We start from the raw sequence: 21,193 nt of genomic DNA on the forward strand, positions 1-21,193 counted from the left end.
TAGTGTAGTCTTTTTGTGTACGCTTTATATAGCGTAATTCTTGATCTTTTTCCATAATGATACTTTTTGTGTATCGCTATTTCAGGACTAGACATGATAGAAAGAAAAAAAGCTGATACTAAATGTATCAGCTTTTTTTATGATTTATACTTTTTTGACTTTCTTCAAAGCCTCTATATAATTTTCGTTTACTTTCTCCCAGTTAATGTGCTTATAAAAAGCATCAATATAGCTGCCTTTTCTGTTTTGATAATCAAGATAATAAGCATGTTCCCAAAGGTCAATTCCCATAATAGGGGTTCCTGGAGTCAATGCATTTTTCATTAAAGGATTATCCTGGTTTTCTGTAGTTGTTACCTGTAGTTTTCCGTATCTGTCAACAACAAGCCAAACCCAGCCAGAGCCAAATTGCTTTTCTGCCTGACCTTTAAATTGATTGGTAAGGTTATTAAAAGAACCGAATTCCTTATTAATTGAGCCTACCAGTGTATCCTTTGGAGTTTGCTCTTTTGGAGTAAGAATATTAAAGTAAAGCGTATGATTGTAATACCCACCAGCATTCTGACGAAGTTTGGCATTGCTAAGATCCATTTTTTTAAGAATGTCTTCAATCGACATATTTTCAAATTCTGTAGAAACAATTTCCTTATTCAGATTATTTGTATACGACAAATAATGTTTTGAATAATGTGTTTCTAAAGTTAGGGATCGTATCTCAGGAGCCAGACCATCGTATGAAAATGGCAGTTTTGTCAGAGCAAAAGAACCCGGTTCTGCTTTGACATCGTCAGGAGAACCTATTGTTATTTTCTCTTCTTTTGTTGGTAAAGGAACTTCTACAACTTCAGTTAGCTTATTGTCATTACAAGAAAATAATGCTAGTAATGAAGTTAAAATACTGAAGCGAACAATGCTTTTCTTCATAATAAAATTATTTTGATGTTAGTGAATTAATGATTTCGATATAGTGTTCTTTGGCCTCATCTATAGATATATGACTAATTTGCATCCAGGCATTTGTCTTGAAGGCATCGCGTAAATCAAAATTTTCAGATTGATTGTATACTGCTGTCCCAAAAGTTGCCTGTTTATAATAAGCATAAAGCCTTAGCTGCACATCTTGCGGCAGCGAAGCCTGAGTCATTTTCATTGCAATTTCTACAGCCTCAGAAAAACGGGTATCTAAATCTTTTATGGTCATTTAAGCTTTTGTAGCAATAATGGTTTTTCCTCCAATTGCTTTTTGGTTTAATTCCACATTAATCGGAGTACCTAAAGGTAAAAATAAATCTACTCTTGATCCAAATTTTATAAAACCTGCATCAGTACCCTGAACAACCTGCATTCCTTCTTGTGCATAATTCACAATTCGGCGTGCCAGGGCACCAGCAATTTGTCTGTATAAAACCTGTCCGAAGGTTTCATTTTCGATAACTACGGTCGTTCTTTCGTTTTCTTCACTTGCTTTTGGGTGCCATGCAACCAAAAACTTACCAGGGTGATATTTACTGAATTTTATAATGCCGTCCATTGCGTATCGCGTTACGTGCACATTGATTGGCGACATAAAGATAGAAACCTGTAAACGTTTGTCTTTAAAATATTCACCTTCATATACTTCTTCAATTACCACAACTTTTCCATCTACCGGAGCAAGAATATGATTACTTTCTCTAATAGCAATTCTTTTAGGATTTCTAAAAAATTGCAAAATAATAATCAAAATTACAACCGCTGCAATTTGAACAAGCATTCTAAGCCAAGAGATATCAATGAATCTATCAGCAATTAAAAGTACGGCTACAGTAAAAACAGTACCTAATAAAATTGACGGGCCACCTTCTTTATGAAACATAATATAAAATTTGATAAAATAAAAATATAATTGGTGCTACAAATATAACACTATCTAATCGATCTAGGATGCCTCCGTGTCCAGGCATTATGGAACCACTGTCTTTTACGCCTGCAATTCTTTTAAATTTTGATTCGATCAAATCTCCGATCGTCCCAAAAACGCTTACAATTATCGCAATAATAGTCCATATTAAAATAGATTTATTGCTAAAAGCAGGATTTGGCTGAATATAGAATTTTGAAATCAGAAAGCCCGCCAGTACAGCAAATACAACTCCGCCCAAAAATCCTTCAATTGTTTTTTTAGGAGAAACACGCTCAAATAATTTATGTTTTCCAATTGATTTCCCTACCAGATAGGCAAACGTATCGTTTGTCCAGATAAGAACAAATAAGCCAATAATAATCTTTGGATTATAAGCATTGGTACCAAAGGAAATTTTTACAATAAAAATAAAAGGAAGTGTAATATATCCCAATAAGTATAAGTACTTTGAAGAAATGCTTATTTCTTGTACAGAATCATAAAATAAGAACAAAATACATTTTATTGCTATTACAAGGGTAACAGCAAGAAGTACCATGTTTAATTCCTGAATATTGGTGATTAAATCGAAATCTGATTTAAACAAATCATTAAGAAAAGCAGTAGTTTGTTTGTTATAATGCCCAACCAGTACAATTGCAGAATACAATAAACTTCCAAATGAAATCGAAAAGATTTTATTCAGTTTTACTAAATTAGAAAATTCATAGATTGTTATAATTAGAAAAATACCAAAAAAAATAATAAAGCTTTCGGTAGAAAACAAAATAGAGGTTAATAGCAGAGCGATATAAACAGCACCAGAAATGGTTCTCTTCAGGGTTTCATTCATCTTAAAGATCTTCTAAAAGCAATAAATACAAGTTTTTAGCAACACTTCCGTATTGAGTAAAATCTTCTTCTTTAGCTTTTTCGAAATATTTTATTGTGGTGATATTGGTTGGATAGTCTCTTTCGTATTTGCGTTTAATAGCGCTAAGCCCATCACTTTTCATAGCGAGAATCTGGCTTGTTGTAGCTATTATTACAATATTTGCAGGTAATTCGTTTGGTTTGTCCTGTCTGATTTGCTTAGATGAAAATAATATAGATCCCTCATCAGCAATAAGATTTTCGCAGGTTGCCAGTAAAAATTTTGGATTTCTGGGAGAGAAATAAAGTAATTTGTTCTCGTCTAACAAGCTAAATAAACCTGGCTCATAACACAAAACTTCGTTTTCGAACCAATCATTTTCTTCAAGAATGTTTTCAAACTGTTCAGCAACTTCTTGTTTGTTTTCACAATACAAAAATTTACCACCATTTTTTTTAAAATTAAAAATGAATCTTTCATCGATCGATAAATGACTGTCCGGAGTTGTGGTATGTCCTCCATATTCGCTTACATGTTCTTCATCAGAGCCGGCGTCGCTAGAACCAAATATTTTTTTGAAAAAATTCATTTTTATATGAAATACTTTACATGTTAATTGAAAACGTTCAAAGATAAAAAAATCTTAATTCAAAAGACTATTTTGAATTAAGATTTTAAAAAATATTACATATTTGTTTGAATAATTTACGAAACGTATTCTTCTAAATTTTTGTCAAAAGTACGTTTTCCGAAAATTGTTTCTAAGTCATCTTTAAAAATAACTTCTTTTTCTATTAAGATATCAGCAAGCTGATTTAACTTGTCTTTGTTCTCTTCCAGAATCTGAATAGCTCTTTGGTATTGACCTTCAATTAATTCTGAAATTTCCTTATCAATAACTTTTGCAGTTTCGTCAGAATACGGTTTAGAGAAGTTATATTCGCTTTGTCCCGTTGAATCGTAATAAGTAACATTTCCGATTTTATCATTCAAACCATAAATTGTTACCATCGCACGAGCCTGACGTGTTACTTTCTCTAAATCACTTAATGCACCAGTAGAAATTCTGTCAAAAGTTACTTTTTCAGCAGCTCTTCCGCCCATAGTTGCACACATTTCGTCCAACATTTGATCTGTTCTCACGATTTGTCTTTCTTCCGGCAAGTACCACGCAGCCCCTAAACTTTGTCCACGAGGAACAATTGTCACCTTAATAAGTGGTGCAGCATGCTCCAACATCCAGCTTACAGTTGCATGACCCGCTTCGTGAATTGCAATTGCTCTTTTCTCTTCCGGAGTAATGATTTTGTTTTTCTTTTCAAGACCTCCAATAATTCTGTCAACAGCATCAAGAAAATCTTGTCTGTCAACTGCTGCTTTATTGTTACGTGCAGCAATCAAAGCTGCTTCATTACATACATTAGCAATATCAGCACCAGAGAATCCGGGAGTTTGTTTTGCTAAGAAATCAAGATCCAGACCTTCTACTTTTTTGATAGGAGCTAAGTGTACCTTAAAAATTTCAGCTCTTTCGCGAATGTCCGGTAAGTCAACAAAAATTTGTCTGTCAAAACGACCGGCACGCATTAAGGCTTTGTCAAGAACATCAGCTCTGTTTGTTGCAGCCAAAACAATTACGTTTGAGTTGGTACCAAAACCATCCATTTCTGTCAATAATTGGTTCAAAGTATTTTCTCTCTCGTCATTTCCGCCAGACATATTGCTTTTTCCTCTTGCTCTACCAACAGCATCAATCTCATCAATAAAGATGATGGCAGGAGATTTTTCTTTTGCCTGTTTGAACAAATCACGAACACGTGATGCACCAACACCAACAAACATCTCAACAAAATCAGAACCTGATAATGAGAAGAACGGAACCTGAGCTTCACCGGCAACAGCTTTTGCCAATAATGTTTTACCAGTTCCCGGAGGACCTACAAGTAAAGCTCCTTTCGGAATTTTACCTCCAAGATTCGTGTATTTTTCAGGGTTTTTAAGGAATTCTACAATTTCTTGTATTTCCTCTTTTGCACCTTCTAAACCGGCAACATCTTTAAAAGTTGTTTTAATATCTGTTTTTTCATCAAACAGTTTCGCTTTAGATTTTCCGATGTTAAAAATTTGTCCGCCTCCGCCTGCAGAGCCACCAGACATTTTACGCATAATGAAAATCCACACACCAATAATAATGATGATAGGAAGCAAGCTGATCAAAATATCACTCCAGTTATTTTTCTGTAAGAAATTAAAATCTTTTAGTTTTCCTGTAGCGACAGCTTTTTCAAGCTTAGTTTGAAAAATTTGATCGTTACCTATTTCCAAAGTATAATGAGGACCTTTATTTGGTCTTTCAAATATATCTTTAGCTACTTTTTTATTTGCTGCATCTTTTAGTGCAGCTGCTGTTAAATATACTTCAGCTTCAGCTTTATTATAAACGATAACTTTTTCAATTTGCCCTTTTTCTAAAAGTACGTTGAATTTAGAAGAGGTTAACTGAGCAGGTTCGCTTAAATTAGATCCTCCGGTAGCAAAACTTATAAATAAAAAAACTAAAAGTATTGCGGTATATATTAACCAGGGACTTATTTTAAATTTACTCGGATTTGGATTATTATCTTTAGCCATTAGAAAAATTTTTCTTTAGTATTTGTTTTCGATTGTAGTTATTTTGGCGTCACCCCAAAGGCTTTCGATATTATAGTATTCACGAATATGTTTCTGGAAAACATGTACTACGATATGCACATAATCCATCAGGACCCATTCTGCATTATCGGTTCCCTCTACGTGCCACGGTTTATCTTTTAAGTCTTTTGATACTGTTTTTTGAATTGAGTTTACAATGGCATTAACTTGAGTGTTAGAGCTTCCGTTGCAAATTACAAAATAGTCACAAACAGCCGTGTCTATCTCTCTTAAGTCAAGAATATCGATATCATTCCCTTTTACTTCTTCAATTCCTTTGATTATGTTCGCCAACAGAACATCATTATTAATAGTCTTTTTCGCCATGAATTATTTTATATGAATCTGTAAAGTTACCAAAATTTGTGATTATTTTTGAACCTTAACAAAATATTAAATTAAGTTATTTAAATTATTATAATGAAACTAATCAAACTCGATGCCATAGATTCAACAAATGACTTCTTAAAAGCACTGGCGAGCAACGACGAACTGGAGAATTTTACCGTCGTAACTGCTGAAAATCAGACAAAAGGCAAAGGGCAAATGGGAGCCAAGTGGCAGTCTGAATCGGGTAAAAACTTAATTATGAGTGCCTTGGTGAAAGATTTCCTGTTTGATAATGAAAAGGTTTTTGACCTGAATATTATAGTTTCATTAGCTGTAATAGAAACATTAAATTCGTTTGATATTTCTACTTTAAGTATAAAATGGCCAAACGACATTATGTCATACAATAAAAAAATTGGTGGCATATTAATCGAAAATACCATTAAAAGTGATGGCAGGATTGTGTCAGTAGTAGGATTAGGGCTCAATGTTAACCAGACAAATTTCGGAGAACTCCCAAATGCATCTTCTCTGGCATTAATTTCAGGAAAGACTTTTGACAAAGATGTTTTTCCGTTTTTAATTACTGAAAAAATCAAGGAAAAAATTGGTCTTTGGGAAACTAAATCAGCATTTTTTTGGGAGGAATACTTTAATCATCTCTTTAGAAAAGGTGTTCCGATGCCTTTTAAAAATTTAGAAAACCAAAACTTTATGGGAATTATTCAGGGCGTTTCTTCGGCAGGAAAAATTCAAATACTATTAGAAGACGATTCAGTTTCAGAATTTGATATAAAAGAGATTCAGATGCTTTATTAAGAAAAGGTGCTAAGGCGCTAAGGTCTGAGATGCTAAGTTTTTTGCAATTTATTAGACTAAACTAATTTATTTTCTTTTACTAAAAAAAGCCCGATCATTACAATCGGGCTTCCATTTATAAATGATAATTGTTAATTACAATTTTGTCATATTTGTTGCCAAGGTTTCAATAAATTTGCTGATTGGCCCTTTGATCATCATTGCCATCATAGCGTTAAATTCACCATCAAAAACCAATTGAACAGCACTTTCTGAATCAGAAACACTATCAATGTTAGAAACCAGCGTAAACGGAAGTTTATCACTTGCAGCGCCCAATACAATTTTGTTTGGAGCCGTTTTGTCTTTCATTTTTAATTTGATTTCCGGCATCCCTTTCAATCCAAAAATAAAAGCATCTTCGCCGATAACTTCAAATTTAGCAATATTATCCGGCATTAATTTTTCAAAATTCCTAACATCAGTCAGTAAATCAAATAACTCCTGAGCTGATTTTTGAACAGTAACTTTTGGACTTTCTAAGTTCATATGTATATTTTTATTATTTTATTGCAAAGCAAAATAAATCCCAATTTTTAATTCCAAAAAGAGCAAAGCGATTTTTAGAAATCTAAAATCTAAAATCTAAAATCTAAAATCTAAAATCTAAAATCTAAAATCTAAAATCTAAAATCTAAAATCTATTCCTGTCCCCAGGTAGACGGAGATTCATTCCATTCCTGCAAAGCAGACTGTTGATCTTCTGTAATATATTGTTTTTCTACAGCTAAGTTCAACAAATTGTCATAATTGCTCAGCGTATATAAATCGATATTAGCGTTTTTAAAGTTTTCTTCTGCAACATTAAAACCATACGTAAAAATCGCTGCCATGCCTTTAATATTAGCACCTTCATTGCGCAAAGCTTCAACAGCCATCAGACTGCTGTTTCCTGTACTAATCAAATCTTCGACTACCACAACGTTTTGGCCTTTTTGCAAAAAACCTTCCACTTGATTCTGTCTTCCGTGTTTTTTGGCTTCCGGGCGTACATATACAAAAGGCAATCCCAGGCTTTCGGCCACAAGAATACCAATTCCGATAGCACCAGTGGCAACACCGGCAATGACATCTGGTTTCCCAAATTGTTTTTCAATGTTTTTCGCAAACTCATCACGAACGTAATTTCTGATGGGCGGAAATGAAAGAATTAACCTATTATCACAATAAATAGGAGATTTCCATCCAGAAGCCCATGTAAAAGGATTTTCTGGATTCAATTTAATTGCATTTATTTGCAAAAGCAATTCGGCTGTTTTTTCGGCTGTATCTTTATTAAAAATCATACTACAAATGTATAAAGTTTTTGTAAACGACAAACCACTTTTTTTGACAAATGAAATCTCAAAGGAAACAGATTTTCAATTGTTCTTGCTTGAAAGTATTGATATAGAACAACTTATAGTTAAAATTTTTCAAAATAAAATTCAAAAAGCCTGTTTATACCATCCCGACGAAAGTGAAATAATGAAAACCCTAAAAGCCAAAATTCCGGTAAATAAAGCTGGCGGAGGATTGGTTTATAATAAAAAAGGAGAAGTTTTATTCATTTTCAGAAACGGAAAATGGGATCTTCCAAAAGGCGGAATCGAAAAAGGCGAGGAGATTGAAGACACTGCCATGCGCGAAGTCGAAGAAGAAACAGGCGTTGGAAAACTAAGAATTACCAATAAACTACAAAAAACCTATCACGTCTTTAAACGCAACGGCAAATACAAACTCAAAATTACGCACTGGTTCGAAATGCAATCAGATTTTGAAGGAATTCCGCACGGACAGGCAGAAGAAGGCATCGAAAAAGTAGCCTGGCTAAACCCTGTAGAAATAAAAGAAGCCTTAAAAAACTCCTACGAAAACATCAAATTGTTGTTTCAGGAAGAAGAAAATCCAATTTTAAAAATTCCAAACTCCAAAAATTAGGTTTAAAATTCGTTTTTGCGCTTGATAATCTGGGCGTGCCACCATCCCGATAAGAGGGCAAATTCACTTTACGCATATTCGCCCTCTTATCGGGATGCTGTCGGGCTTTCGCTGCTACTTCGGTAGCTTAGCTCTATCCCTCACGCGAGCTGCACTTTGAGTTAAATTTGCTTCAGGTTTAAAGTTTCAAGTTTTTTGCCAGTGTTTTTTTGTCATCCTGAGGAACGAAGGATCACACAAGAAACTCCGTATAGCAACTCTACAATACTTTATCGAGCTACTTTTGTGATCCTTCGTTCCTCAGGATGACAAAATTGTCTGTATTTCGTATGTTTAGATTCTCTGCTGTGTGGTTTTATGTTTTTGCCAGTGTTTTGTCATACTGAGGAACGAAGGATACACTAGAAATTCCGTATAGCAACTCTGCAATACTTTTGTCGGGCTACTTTTGTGATCCTTCGTTCCTCAGGATGACAAGATTGTCTGTATTTGGTATATTTAGATTCTCTGCTTTGTAGTTTATGTTTTTGCCAGTGTGTTTTTGTCATCCTGAGGAACGAAGGATCGCACCAGAAACTCCGTATAGTAACTCTGCAATACTTTGTCGAGCTACTTGAGTGTTCCTTCGTTCCTCAGGATGACAAAATTGTCTGTATTTCGTATGTTTAGATTCTCTGCTGTGTGGTTTTATGTTTTTACCAGTTTTTTGTCATCCTGAGGAACGAAGGATCACACTAGAAACTCCGTATAGTAACTCTGCAATACTTTATCGAGCTACTTGAGTGTTCCTTCGTTCCTCAGGATGACAAGATTGTTTGTATTTGCTATGTTTAGATCAGTCGCTAGCGCAGCCGTCAGGTTCGTGAATATTAAATTTATCTTATTCCGAATTATCTTGTACGACAGAAATTTGTAGTTCAATTGAAGATCTGTTTCAACTTTGTCAAAGTTTAAAACTTTGACAAAGTTCTACGCGTAAAGCTTTGCGATCTTACTTTTTTTGGGCACTCAAAATCAAAAAAATCTTAGCGAGCTTTGCGGTAAAAAAATGCGGTAAAATCTCAGAGCACTCGATAAACAGGATACTGCAAATGCGCCTTTTCATAATAAACAGAATGCTTATAAATCCAGTCCAACTGCGCTTCGGGATTTTTAGCAAATACAGCATCAGTTTGCTTTTTGGTTTCTAATTCAGCTTTTAATTGCGGATTATCGTTTAATAATTTAGCAGCTGTATCTTCAAAAATATATTCAGAATAATGTTCTTTTTGCTGTAAAATAGCATCAAAGAAGTTCCAGTTAAAAAACGAATCAACGCCTTCCGGTTCAAAAGCTTCCAGAAGATATTTTACGCCTTTTTGGTTTGTTGAGACGAGGCAGTCTCCTTTCGCGAAAGCTGTTTTAACTATTTTAGAAGTTACCGTTGTGTTTCTGTGTACATAATGTCCTTCGTATGCAGACGGAACGGTTTTAAAATCGGCAATTTTATAGCTTTCTACTTCAATGATAGTATCATTTTTAAGTGGTGAAAAACTGATGTTATTGTTCTTCAACAACTCAATAATATTCCAATAACCACGCGGAATGATATAAGCAGAGGGTATAACAACTTCTTTTTGTGATTTGAATTCCTTTATATACGGAACATCTTTTTTGTATGGTTTGCTTCGGTCATAGTACAAACGATTTCCGGTTGTGGCATCACTTTTTTTGTAACCCGCTTCATATCCCAGAAACGAAAAAGTTGTTGCTTTTGTGCTGTCCAGTTCCCATTTTAAAGTGTATGATTTTTTCGGCTGATATTGCTCTAAATTTTTCACTCTCAGCTCTTTGATTTTTTGATAATTGGCATCGGTAAAATCCAAAGTCGATTTCATGTATTCGTACGTCATCTTTACACGTTCGGCATATTTTTTCAGCATGTGAGTTTCGATTACAAAACCAATCGTATTAAACAGCGAAGTATAACCCGTTGTATAACGCGGACTATCTACAAATTGCCCAAAACCTTTGTCCGGAGTATCTTTAAAAGAATCAACATAAGGCGTTGTTTCGATTTTCTTTTTCTGTAAATCTTTTACCAGCGCCGGCATCATCTCATTGTTAAGAAAATCGCCCAAAACAGTTCCCAATTTGTTATGCTGCGTCATAATATAAGTCAGTTTGTATTGGTAGTCAGACCCGTTGCTCACGTGATTGTCAATAAAAACATCGGCATTTATTTTCTGGAAAATTTCAACAAAACTTTTTGTGTTCCGGGTATCCGATTTCATCAAATCACGATTCAGATCGTAGTTTCTGGCATTTCCTCTAAAACCATAAATTTCAGGGCCGTCCTGATTGGCACGTGTTGTAGAATTACGGTTCAAAGCACCTCCGATATTATAAACCGGAATGCAGACCAAAACGGTGTTTTTTGGCGCTTTCAGTTTTCCTATAGCCAAATCTCTATAGAATTGCATCGTAGCGTCAATTCCGTCCGGTTCTCCGGCATGAATTCCGTTATTGACAAAAAGAACGGCTTTTGTTTTTTGGATTCTCTCAAAATCAAATTCCTTGTCAGGATTAAAAGTCACCATGTGCAAAGGTTCTCCGGAATCTGTCAAACCCATTTCCTTGATCTGGATTGTTGGAAAATCATGAGCCAGAAGTTTAAAATAAGCTATAGTCCCCTGATATGATGCTGATTGATTTCCGTTTCCTTTCTCAAAAAATGTATCGTATTTTTTACTGTTTTGGGCAAAAGCCGTTATTGTGAAAAGTGAAATGAGAAATGTAAAAAGTTTCATGGTTTTGGGTTTGATAGAAAAGTCAAATATAAAGTTTTATTTGTTTCAAGTTTCAGGTTGATGTGCTTTGTGTTTATTAGTTTCACGCAGATTTTGCAGATTAAGCGGATTTTTATTTTATTGAATTTTAATCTGCCAGATCCGCTATATCTGCGTGAAACAAATCTTTACGCTCTTTGCGGTTAAAAAAAACTTGAAACAAAGAAAACTGAAACTTAAAACCTTTTAATTACTTTTGCAAAATGAATAAAAATCACCGTTCCAACAATATACTTTCGAATTTAGGGATCGAGAGCCTAAACGAAATGCAGGATGCTGCACAAGACGCAATCCTGAATGATAATAATGTTTTACTGCTCTCTCCAACAGGATCTGGAAAAACGCTTGCTTTTTTACTTCCTGTTTTAGAATTATTACAGCCAGAAATCTTATCGGTTCAATGTTTGATTTTGGTTCCGTCACGCGAACTTGGATTGCAGATTGAACAGGTATGGAAAAAAATGGGAACTGAGTATAAGGTAAACATTTGCTATGGTGGCCATTCTATTGATACAGAAATTAAAAACCTGAGCAATCCACCGGCGGTCTTAATCGGAACGCCTGGAAGGATTGCAGATCATATCGACAGAGGGACTTTTCGTCTGGACAAAATAGAAACTTTAATTTTAGATGAATTTGATAAGTCATTGCAATTGGGTTTTCATGAGCAAATGTCTTTTATCATCGGAAAACTTTCTAAATTAAATAAACGTGTTTTGGTTTCGGCTACTTCAGATATTGAAATCCCGAAATATACGAGAGTAATTAATCCGACGGTTTTGGATTTTATTCCGGAAGAAGAAGAAAAGACAAACCTTTCTGTGAAGATGGTAATTTCTCCATCGAAGGATAAACTGCAGAGTTTATTTAATCTGATATGTTCTCTAAAATCGGAATCGGCAATTATTTTCTGTAACCATCGCGATGCCGCTGAGCGTATAAGCGATACCTTAAACGAAAAAGGGATTTATTCGGTTTATTATCATGGCGGTATGGATCAGGACGAACGTGAACGTGCCTTGATTCAGTTTAGAAACGGAAGTGTGAGCTATTTGGTTACAACCGATCTGGCGGCGCGTGGTCTTGATATTCCGGAAATGAAACACGTAATTCATTATCATTTACCGTTAAAAGAAGATGAGTTTACACATCGAAACGGACGTACCGCACGTATGCAGGCATCCGGAACCGCATATCTGATTATTCACGAAAGTGAAAAAAAGCTGGATTATGTGAACTACGACATGGAAGTTCTGGTTGTTGATAATGCTGCAACGTTACCAAAACCACCCGAATATCAGACTATATATATTAGCGGCGGAAAGAAAACGAAGCTTAATAAATTTGATATTGTGGGTTTCTTTTCTCAAAAAGGGAAACTGGAGAAAGATGATTTGGGCCTGATTGAAGTAAAAGATTTTATTTCATTTGCTGCAGTACGATATAATAAAGTGAAAGATTTGCTGAAAAACATCAAAGATGAGAAAATGAAAGGCAAAAAGTTTAAAATCGAAGTGGCCAGAAAGGTGGTTAAGAAAGAAGAAGAAAGGTAGTTTTACCAGATTTTAGAACTTTTTTGGTTAAAATTAATAAATTTTAAAACTGATATTTTGGTCTAAGGTATTTATTATTAATGAGTTATGTTTTAATGATTTGCTCATGTTGTAATTTTAACTAATATTCACAATATAATGTTAAGAAAAAAATGGATTTAGATAGATTTTTTCATAATTTCGGCGCTTATAACATTAGTAAAAATTAACCCCAAATTCCACTATGAAAAAGATTATTACACTTGCCGTATTACTTTTTAGTTTTGTTTCGTTTGCACAAATTAAAGTTCTTGAGACTGTACCAGTTGAGAGATTAGGAAAAGTAAATAACAATTATATTCAAAAAATTGGAGATGAATATACAGTTTATTACACTAGTATTCAGAACGATGATGATTCTTCAACTTTAAGAAAATTTTCATTCAGAAATTTAAATAATGACTACGCTAGTCTTTATAATATTATTATGAATGGTTTCACAGCAAGTCCATTATATGATATTAAATTAGAGTTGCCAAATAACTATATCTGGTTGCACTACACAGGAAGTGCTCTTCCTGAGAAAGCTACAGTTCAGTTTATGGTTTCTAGCAAAGAAACAGCTTCTGCAACAAGCAGTGTTTCTGAGCCATTCGTAAAAGATCAAATCAATAAATTATTCCAAAAATAATTTGTGATATCATAAAAATTAAAAAGGCTGTTCAGATTTTGAACAGCCTTTTTTGTTATGTTTCAAGTTTCAGGTTTCAGGTTGGAAACCTTTGTAGTTTTGAGTCTAAAGCCTTAGAACCTAAGCTACTTAGAACCTCAGAATCTTAAAATTATATTTTCTTCACGTATTGTGTAATAATAACAATCTGCTGGCCATCTACTTTTCCTTCAATATATTCTGCATTTTCGTGGTCCAGACGAATGTTTCTTACGGCAGTTCCTTGTTTGGCTACCATACTTGATCCTTTTACTTTTAGATCTTTTATTAAAACTACAGAATCACCGTGTTCCAGAATCACACCGTTACTATCGCGGTGAACTAATTTGGTGTCATCATCTTCGCCTTCTCCGGTCGCCTGTGCCCATTTTAGTGTATCTTCGTCCAGGTACATCATATCCAGTAATTCCTGTGGCCAACCTGCAGCGCGCATTCTGCTTAGCATTCTCCATGCGACAACTTGTACAGCAGCATTTTCATTCCACATACTATCATTAAGGCATCTCCAGTGATTTAAATCTACTTTTTCCGGGTTTTCGATTTGATCAATACAAGTGGTACAGGCCAATATACTTTCGTCGATTCCGCCTTTTTGAGTTGGCAAAACAGTATATACCTTTAGGTTTTCTGTTGCTCCACAAAGTTCACATTTCGATCCGCTGCGTTTGCCTAATTCTCTTTCTATGCTCATTTTTATAGTCTTAAATTTCGGCGAAAGTACAGTTATTTACTACATTCCACAAATGTTTGAAGGCTAAATTACTATTTTCGTTTTACTTCAAATATTTTTTTCTCGTTATAAAGTTTCAGGATATCTTTTTTAGCGATGTTTGATTTGCTTTTATAATTTTTATCATGTTTGGTATATTATTTCTTAACTCTTACAGCGTTGGGAACCAGCATTTCGTATTCACCGCCATTTCTTAATACATCGCGAACAATGCTCGAGCTAATAAATGAAGTACTTGCAGCGGTTAATAAAAACACGGTTTCTATTTTGGAAAGTTTCCTGTTAGTGTGTGCAATTGCCTTTTCGAATTCGAAATCGGCCGGGTTGCGCAGTCCTCTTAAAATAAAATTTGCATTTAATTTTTTTGCTAAATCAATCGTAAGTCCTTCATAAGTAATCACACTTACTTTTGGCTCATTTTTGAAGGTTTCTTCTATAAAACGTTTTCTTTCTTCGAGTGAAAACATGTATTTTTTTTCGGCATTTACTCCAATAGCAATGACGATTTCATCAAAAAGGGAAATTCCTCTTTTGATTATATCTTCATGACCAAGGGTAATTGGATCAAATGATCCCGGAAATATAGCTTTTCGCATTTTTTTTAAGGTTCTGAGGTTCTGAGCTGCTATCCCGAAGCTTCGGGACTACGTTTCTTTTGGATTTAAAGTTACAAAGGAACTAATTTATTAGTGTTTTTTATTGTTTTTTTATGTTATTCTCAATGTGTTTATTGCTGCAACCCATTCTTCTTTTTTACAAACACTGCATGTTGCTGTTCCGGCTTTTTGTTCTGTAGTATGACCGCAGAAAGTACAGGAATAAATGCCGTCATTTGGAATTATTTTACTTTTTGTACCAAACTGGGAAGGCAAAATAGGGAGGCCATATCCAACATCTTTATCGGCATAATAAAAAACGCTTACTTCGCCACTGGTTTCTATAAAAGCGTGTTTTACCTGACCTAAATGCTCTATTGATTTTATACGGAGTTCTGTAAAAAATTCGTCCTGTGCCAGACTTTCTTTTTTAAAAGTTGATACCGAAAATTTACCCTCACTGATTAAACATTCTGTTTTTCCTTCTATAAATTCCTCAAACTTTTTACTTTTTCCGGTGAGCCATGTAACAGAACGGTATAAAATAATAATGACAGTAAAAACTACTGCGGCAGGAATAATTCCCACGTCTTCATAAAACATAGGATCTCCGGCTGCAGAACCGAGTGCTATAATAATTACAGTTTCGAAAATAGATAATTGTTTTACACCTCGCTTTCCTGTCATTTTTAGTGTCAGCAGTAAAATAATAAACATAACGGTGGAACGAAATATAACTTCCAGCAGGAAATTTTGCGGTAAATTATTAAAAAGTAGTCTTTCCCATTCGAAGATTTGTTTCATTTTTTTAAAGTTGCTAAGGTTTTGAGAATCTAAGTTACAGCGTTTTTGTTTAGTTTCAAAGTTGCAGGTGCAGGAATAAATTTTTTATAATCAATAAGCAAAAAAGGTGCTAAAATCTTAGAATCTTAGCACCTTAGTTTCTTAGTGTCTTTTTTAAGCTATCGCTAACTCAATCGCATTTGTAAACAAATCCTCCAGAGAAATTCCGGCTGCTTTGGCCTGTTGCGGAATCAAACTTTCGGTTGTTAAACCTGGGATTGTGTTCATTTCAAGCATGTATGGTTCGTTATCTACAATAATGAATTCGCTTCGGGAGAAACCCTTCATTTTTAAAACTTCGTAAGCACGCTTTGCTGTTTCTCCCACTTTTTTTGTTAGTTCGTCTGAGATTCTGGCAGGCGTAATTTCTTGTGATTTTCCTTCGTATTTGGCTTCGTAGTCAAAGAAATCATTGTCTGATACGATTTCTGTAATTGGTAAAACGATTACTTCTCCTTTGTAATTGATTACTCCCACAGAAACTTCGGTTCCGTCAAGGAAGCTCTCAATGATGATTTCATTATCTTCTTTGTAGGCCACTTCAATAGCAATTGGCAATTCTGCAGTAGTTTTTACTTTTGAAATTCCGAAGCTTGAACCCGCTTTGTTTGGTTTTACAAAACATGGCAAACCTACTTTTTTTACAATTTCGTCTGTATTGATAACATCGCCTTTGTTCAGGTAATAAGAAATGGCTGTTTTTATTCCGTATGGTTTTAAAACCGATAATAAATCACGTTTGTTGAATGTAAGGGCCGACTGATAATAGTCGCAGGATGATTGCGGAATTCCTAATAATTCGAAATAAGCCTGCATGAGACCGTCTTCACCCGGAGTTCCGTGTATAGCATTGAAAACACAGTCGAAAGTAATTTTTTGCCCGTTTACAGTAACAGAGAAGTCATTCCTGTCGATTGGAAATTCAGCATCATTTTCGTCTACATAAACCCATTTTTCTTTAAAGATATGAATGCGAAATCCGTTGTATTTTGTTTTGTCAAGATATTGATGAACGACGTTTCCGCTGATAAGAGAAATTTTATATTCGCTTGAATATCCGCCCATTATGATGGCAATGTTTTTCATTATGATATTTTTGTTTAAAGTTTTATTTTTCTTTTTATTTTCAGGTTTTGCTGCGAATTTATTTGCTCTCTTTTTGTCAGACTGAGCGAAGTCGAAGTCACCGCAAAGTGATACAGCAAACGGGACTTCGACTTCGCTCAGTCTGACAATGATGTCGAAATCTTCTAATGAAACCTAAAGCCCTAGCCCTGATGGGAGCGGCATCCTTTTGTTTTTTTCTTTAGAAAACAAAAGATACAGCGGACAGCAGGAAACAGCTCCTTAAAAAAAGAGTGTTAACCTTATATTGTTTTAAACAAAATTATCATTTTTTTTGAAACGAAATAGGTTTATCTTTGCGACAACTAAAAATAAATTTATGAGTTTACGTAAGTATTTAACAAGCCGTGTATTTTTTTTGCAAGTATTAAGTGCTGCTGCTATTATTGCAGTTTTGGGTTATTTGTTTATGCATTGGTTGACTTTTACAACTGATCACGGACATGAAATTGCAGTTCCTGATTTATCTAAACTGACTGAAGAGCAGGTTGAAGAAAAGCTGGATGAACTGGACCTGGATTATGTGCTATTGGATAGTGTTGATTACCGAAGTGAATTTCCGAAATTCAGTGTTGTTGAACAGGATCCGCTGCCTGGAACTAAAGTAAAAGAGGGAAGAAAAATATACATTAAAATTAATGCATCGGGATTTTCGTCTGTAAGAATTCCTGATTTAATTGAAAAAACATACCGTGAAGCAGTTCCGACCCTTAAAGCGTTAGGGCTTGAGCCGGGAACGATTACTTATATTCCGAATCTTGGAAAAGATATGGTTTTGGAAATGCGTTACAAAGGAAGAAATTTGAAAGTAGGAGACCGTGTGCTGAAAGCGTCTAAAATCGATTTGGTTTTAGGTGACGGAAAAGCAACGTATGTAGATGATAGTCAGGCGACAGACAGTTTAGCAACGCCAGATGCAGAAACCCCAAAAGATGAACAATAATATTGAAAATTTAGATCTGGAAGACGAATTATTCGAACATTACAGATTTGAAGTACCTAAAGGTCAGGCGCTCTTGCGTATTGATAAATATTTAATGAATTTGATTCAGAATGCGACCCGAAATAAGATTCAGAATGCCGCAGCTGAAGGGAATATTTTTGTAAATGATATTCCGGTAAAATCAAATTATAAAGTAAAGCCTTTTGATGTCGTAACTGTTATGTTATCGCATCCGCCGTATGAAAACCATATTCTGCCGGAAGATCTTCCGTTGAATATTGTTTATGAAGATGACGCACTTTTATTGATTAACAAAGAACCGGGAATGGTGGTTCATCCGGGTCACGGAAATTATACCGGAACTTTGGTGAATGCTCTGGCACATCATTTTGATAATCTGCCAATGAACAGCAGTGAACGTCCGGGGCTTGTACACAGAATCGATAAAGATACTTCGGGACTATTGATAATTGCCAAAACCGAAGCGGCAATGACGCATCTCGCCAAACAATTTGAAGCCAAAACTACAGAGCGTGAATATATTGCACTGGTTTGGGGGAATGTTGCCGATGACGCAGGAACAATTGAAGGAAATCTGGCAAGACACTTAAAAGACCGTATGCAAATGGCTGTCTTTGCTGATCCTGAAATAGGAAAACCGGCGATTACACATTATAAAGTTTTGGAGCGTTTTGGCTATGTGACTTTAATTTCCTGTAAGCTGGAAACGGGAAGAACACATCAGATTCGTGCGCATATGAAGCATATTGGGCATCCTTTGTTTAATGACGAACGGTATGGAGGGCATTTGATTTTGAAAGGAACTACGTTTACAAAATACAAACAGTTTATCGAAAATTGTTTTAAAGCATTGCCACGTCAGGCTCTGCATGCCAAAACACTTGGTTTTGTGCATCCTACTACGGGCGAAATGATGCGTTTTGATACAGAAATGCCGGATGATTTTAAGGATTGCCTCGAAAGATGGAGAAATTACTCAAAATCGCATAATATGGAAGGGGAAGACAATTAGATAATTTTTATATTATAAAAAGCTCCTGTTTGGGGGCTTTTTTGTTTTTTACCATTAAGATATTAAGTGAATTAAGCTTTTGACTTATTCTTTCTTTTTTTTTGTCATTAGTTAGATTAAGCGTAAAACTTAATTTACTTAATATCTTAATGGTGTAAAAAAACTTATGTTTAATTCAGTTCTGAATGATATTTTATTTTGCCGACAGATCCGGTTGGTGTTGGTACAAGCTCAAAAACTGAAGTAGGGGCGAGGCCTGATTCTATACGATGTGAAACATAAATTATACTTACATTCGTTTCTTGTTTTATGGTATTTATCAGCTGAATTACCAAATCTACATTTTCGTCGTCGAGGCCTTCTACCGGTTCGTCCAGAATTAGTAAGGGCGGATGTTTTAAAACAGCGCGAACAATTAATACTACTCTTTGCTGACCAATAGAAAGGTCTATAAAACGCTTTTTGCGCAGGTGAGTCATTTCTATCACTTCCAGCCATTGTGTTACAATTTGCTGCTGATGTGTTGTTGGCTCCGTATATAAACCAATAGAATCAAAAAAACCAGAGAGGATCATTTGTTCCAGAGTGTGGCTTTTTTGGAATAAATCGGTCATTGAGGTGGCGAAGATTCCAATTTGTTTTTTGATATCCCAAACGCTTTCTCCACTTCCTTTTTTTCTTCCGAATAAAAATAAATCCTGTCCAAATCCCTTTAGGTTGTCTCCTGCTATCAAAGATAAAATAGTGCTTTTTCCAGATCCGTTTGGGCCAATTAATTGCCAGAATTCGCCTTGCTTTATAGTCCAGGAAATGGCATCGAGAATTTTTCTTTCATCGTAGCTTACGGAAACATTTTCCAGTTTTATTAATACACTTTCGTGAAAGGAATGCTGCTCCGACGCTTTTGGGATTTCTGTTGTGTTTAAGGTTTTAAAATGGCTTTCGGTTTTTAAAATGGGGTGTAATACAAATGAATTGTCTTTGATCTGTGCTTTGTTGGGAACAAAATTAAGTATATCGGTAATACGGTTTACTATTTGTATAATGGCAATATCATTTGTTAAATCCTTTAAAGATTCTGCTAAAATTACCCTGGAGGCCTGATCTAAATGATCAAACGGATTATCGAAAATGATAAAATCAGGTTTTTGATTGATGCAGTATTTTAAAAATTCTTTTTTGCGTTCACCGGATGAAAAAGTTCTCAACTGTCTGTGCGATTCAGGAGCAGCTTCGACGGAGTCATATTGATATTCTTTTTCGATGAATTTCTCGATCGCTATATCCGAAAAGAGAATTCCTTTTTGATTGTTAAAAACGGCTAGTTCTTCTTTGGCGTTGCCTGTAAGTAAGGTATCTATAAAAGCTTTTTTGTTTACCTGATTAGATAAAAGGATATCCCAATGCTGCATTTCTTTTGTATTATTTATTTTCTTTGAGCGCCATTTCACGGCCGTTTCTTGACCATTCACTCCATGATCCTACATATAATTTCGGAATAGGGATTCCGGCATAATCCATTGCAAGCAAGGTATGACAGGCTGTAACGCCAGAACCACAATGAACAATAATATCTTCGGATTTTAAATCGCCTAAAACTTCGTTGTATTTTTTGTTTAATGCTTCGCGGGAATGATAAAAACCATCTTCGTTTAAGTTTTCAATAAAAGGAACATTGATTGCACCCGGAATATGTCCTGCAATTAAATCAAGAGGTTCTGTGAGACCATCAAAACGGTTTTTGTCCCTTACGTCAATTACAATATTTTTGCTGTTGTTTCGGGCTCTTTCTACTTCTTCAATATCGGCTAAAAGTAACTTCCATTCCTGAATTGGATATTTTTCTGTTTCTTCAAAATGTTCTGTTTCTGAGCTTACAGGAAAACCAATTTTTATAGCGGCTTGTATGCCGCCATTTAATACCTGAACTTTTTCATGTCCGGCTGCGCGCAGCATCCACCAAAATCGGGCTGCGGCGTTGGAACCGTTTTTGTCATCATAAACTACAACATGACTAGTAGGAGTAATTCCAATTTTTGAAAGTACTTGGGAGAACTTCTCAAAAGAAGGCAAAGGATGTCTTCCGCCTTTTGCAGGTTCAGTTCCTACTGTTGCCAAATCCTTATTTAAATCTACATATCGAGCATCTTTTAAATGTTCTTTTTTATAATTTTCTTCAGCATTTAATCCGGCGCGGGCATCAATCAATACGGTTGATTCTTGCTGTAGTTTTATAAGTTCTTCTGGATTTATGATGGGTGAAAGTTTATGTGTCATT

The 21,193-nt window shown here is 35.0% G+C and carries 22 protein-coding genes; 6 read left to right on the plus strand and 16 right to left on the minus strand.

Features of this window, described 5'->3' with window-relative positions; all coding sequences use genetic code 11:
* Positions 1 to 144: 144 nt before the first annotated feature.
* From JOD96_RS00005 to rsfS, 7 genes are all read right to left on the minus strand, one after another.
* Positions 145 to 924, minus strand: a complete 780-nt coding sequence (locus JOD96_RS00005) for a superoxide dismutase (RefSeq protein WP_209562216.1) — start codon at positions 922 to 924, stop codon at positions 145 to 147.
* Positions 925 to 931: 7 nt separating this feature from the next.
* A complete protein-coding gene (locus JOD96_RS00010) occupies positions 932 to 1,201 on the minus strand; it encodes an acyl-CoA-binding protein (protein WP_209562217.1) in 270 nt (89 codons plus the stop codon).
* Positions 1,202 to 1,855, minus strand: a complete 654-nt coding sequence (locus JOD96_RS00015; RefSeq protein WP_116751145.1) for a phosphatidylserine decarboxylase family protein — start codon at positions 1,853 to 1,855, stop codon at positions 1,202 to 1,204.
* Positions 1,845 to 2,735 (minus strand): phosphatidate cytidylyltransferase, encoded by an 891-nt coding sequence (locus JOD96_RS00020; RefSeq protein ID WP_209562218.1) that lies wholly within the window; start codon positions 2,733 to 2,735, stop codon positions 1,845 to 1,847. Before JOD96_RS00020 ends, JOD96_RS00015 begins: the two co-directional genes overlap by 11 nt.
* Position 2,736: 1 nt before the next feature.
* On the minus strand, positions 2,737 to 3,345 hold the full coding sequence (locus JOD96_RS00025; protein ID WP_209562219.1) for a lactate utilization protein B/C: 609 nt from the start codon (positions 3,343 to 3,345) through the stop codon (positions 2,737 to 2,739).
* A gap of 116 nt (positions 3,346 to 3,461) precedes the next feature.
* Positions 3,462 to 5,387, minus strand: a complete 1,926-nt coding sequence (gene ftsH / locus JOD96_RS00030) for an ATP-dependent zinc metalloprotease FtsH (RefSeq protein WP_209562220.1) — start codon at positions 5,385 to 5,387, stop codon at positions 3,462 to 3,464.
* A gap of 15 nt (positions 5,388 to 5,402) precedes the next feature.
* Positions 5,403 to 5,774, minus strand: a complete 372-nt coding sequence (gene rsfS / locus JOD96_RS00035; protein ID WP_007809313.1) for a ribosome silencing factor — start codon at positions 5,772 to 5,774, stop codon at positions 5,403 to 5,405.
* 93 nt (positions 5,775 to 5,867) lie between these two features.
* Between rsfS and JOD96_RS00040 the strand changes: the two genes are divergently transcribed.
* Positions 5,868 to 6,596, plus strand: coding sequence for a biotin--[acetyl-CoA-carboxylase] ligase (locus JOD96_RS00040; RefSeq protein WP_209562221.1), 729 nt, complete (start codon positions 5,868 to 5,870; stop codon positions 6,594 to 6,596).
* A 135-nt stretch (positions 6,597 to 6,731) separates the two neighbouring features.
* On the opposite strand, the gene JOD96_RS00045 is transcribed toward JOD96_RS00040, so the two are convergent.
* Positions 6,732 to 7,124 carry an SRPBCC family protein gene (locus JOD96_RS00045; protein ID WP_209562222.1) on the minus strand — a complete coding sequence of 131 codons (393 nt, stop codon included), beginning with the start codon at positions 7,122 to 7,124 and terminating at the stop codon, positions 6,732 to 6,734.
* A 152-nt stretch (positions 7,125 to 7,276) separates the two neighbouring features.
* On the minus strand, positions 7,277 to 7,921 hold the full coding sequence (pyrE, locus tag JOD96_RS00050) for an orotate phosphoribosyltransferase (RefSeq protein WP_209562223.1): 645 nt from the start codon (positions 7,919 to 7,921) through the stop codon (positions 7,277 to 7,279).
* A gap of 7 nt (positions 7,922 to 7,928) precedes the next feature.
* Between pyrE and JOD96_RS00055 the strand changes: the two genes are divergently transcribed.
* Positions 7,929 to 8,555 carry an NUDIX hydrolase gene (locus JOD96_RS00055; protein ID WP_209562224.1) on the plus strand — a complete coding sequence of 209 codons (627 nt, stop codon included), beginning with the start codon at positions 7,929 to 7,931 and terminating at the stop codon, positions 8,553 to 8,555.
* A gap of 1,061 nt (positions 8,556 to 9,616) precedes the next feature.
* Here the strand turns inward: JOD96_RS00055 and JOD96_RS00060 are convergent.
* Positions 9,617 to 11,344, minus strand: coding sequence for a M14 family metallopeptidase (locus tag JOD96_RS00060; protein WP_209562225.1), 1,728 nt, complete (start codon positions 11,342 to 11,344; stop codon positions 9,617 to 9,619).
* Positions 11,345 to 11,586: 242 nt separating this feature from the next.
* Here JOD96_RS00060 and JOD96_RS00065 point away from each other — a divergent pair, with 242 nt between their 5' ends.
* Positions 11,587 to 12,936, plus strand: coding sequence for a DEAD/DEAH box helicase (locus JOD96_RS00065; RefSeq protein WP_209562226.1), 1,350 nt, complete (start codon positions 11,587 to 11,589; stop codon positions 12,934 to 12,936).
* A gap of 223 nt (positions 12,937 to 13,159) precedes the next feature.
* Positions 13,160 to 13,606 (plus strand): hypothetical protein, encoded by a 447-nt coding sequence (locus JOD96_RS00070; RefSeq protein WP_209562227.1) that lies wholly within the window; start codon positions 13,160 to 13,162, stop codon positions 13,604 to 13,606.
* Positions 13,607 to 13,757: 151 nt separating this feature from the next.
* Here the strand turns inward: JOD96_RS00070 and JOD96_RS00075 are convergent, their stop codons facing one another.
* The 4 genes from JOD96_RS00075 to JOD96_RS00090 all read right to left on the minus strand — a co-directional run bounded on the left by JOD96_RS00075 (position 13,758) and on the right by JOD96_RS00090 (position 16,900).
* Positions 13,758 to 14,336 (minus strand): PhnA domain-containing protein, encoded by a 579-nt coding sequence (locus JOD96_RS00075; RefSeq protein ID WP_209562228.1) that lies wholly within the window; start codon positions 14,334 to 14,336, stop codon positions 13,758 to 13,760.
* A 176-nt stretch (positions 14,337 to 14,512) separates the two neighbouring features.
* Positions 14,513 to 14,971: a pantetheine-phosphate adenylyltransferase gene (gene coaD / locus JOD96_RS00080; protein WP_209562229.1), complete on the minus strand. Its 459-nt coding sequence runs from the start codon at positions 14,969 to 14,971 to the stop codon at positions 14,513 to 14,515.
* 111 nt (positions 14,972 to 15,082) lie between these two features.
* Complete coding sequence (locus tag JOD96_RS00085; RefSeq protein WP_209562230.1) at positions 15,083 to 15,775, minus strand: DUF421 domain-containing protein; 693 nt, start codon at positions 15,773 to 15,775, stop codon at positions 15,083 to 15,085.
* 153 nt (positions 15,776 to 15,928) lie between these two features.
* Positions 15,929 to 16,900, minus strand: a complete 972-nt coding sequence (locus JOD96_RS00090; RefSeq protein WP_209562231.1) for a D-alanine--D-alanine ligase — start codon at positions 16,898 to 16,900, stop codon at positions 15,929 to 15,931.
* A 358-nt stretch (positions 16,901 to 17,258) separates the two neighbouring features.
* On the opposite strand from JOD96_RS00090, the gene JOD96_RS00095 reads away from it, so the two are divergent.
* Together JOD96_RS00095 and JOD96_RS00100 are read left to right on the plus strand one after the other, a co-directional pair.
* Entirely contained in the window at positions 17,259 to 17,882 is a 624-nt protein-coding gene (locus tag JOD96_RS00095) for a PASTA domain-containing protein (protein ID WP_209562232.1), read from the plus strand.
* Complete coding sequence (locus tag JOD96_RS00100) at positions 17,872 to 18,915, plus strand: RluA family pseudouridine synthase (protein ID WP_209562233.1); 1,044 nt, start codon at positions 17,872 to 17,874, stop codon at positions 18,913 to 18,915. Before JOD96_RS00095 ends, JOD96_RS00100 begins: the two co-directional genes overlap by 11 nt.
* 170 nt (positions 18,916 to 19,085) lie before the next feature.
* Here JOD96_RS00100 and JOD96_RS00105 read toward each other — a convergent pair whose 3' ends face one another.
* Positions 19,086 to 20,327: an ATP-binding cassette domain-containing protein gene (locus tag JOD96_RS00105; protein ID WP_209562234.1), complete on the minus strand. Its 1,242-nt coding sequence runs from the start codon at positions 20,325 to 20,327 to the stop codon at positions 19,086 to 19,088.
* A 10-nt stretch (positions 20,328 to 20,337) separates the two neighbouring features.
* Entirely contained in the window at positions 20,338 to 21,192 is an 855-nt protein-coding gene (locus JOD96_RS00110; RefSeq protein ID WP_209562235.1) for a sulfurtransferase, read from the minus strand.
* Position 21,193: the final 1 nt, after the last annotated feature.

Source organism: Flavobacterium sp. 1355 (assembly GCF_017833415.1).
Lineage (GTDB): Bacteria > Bacteroidota > Bacteroidia > Flavobacteriales > Flavobacteriaceae > Flavobacterium.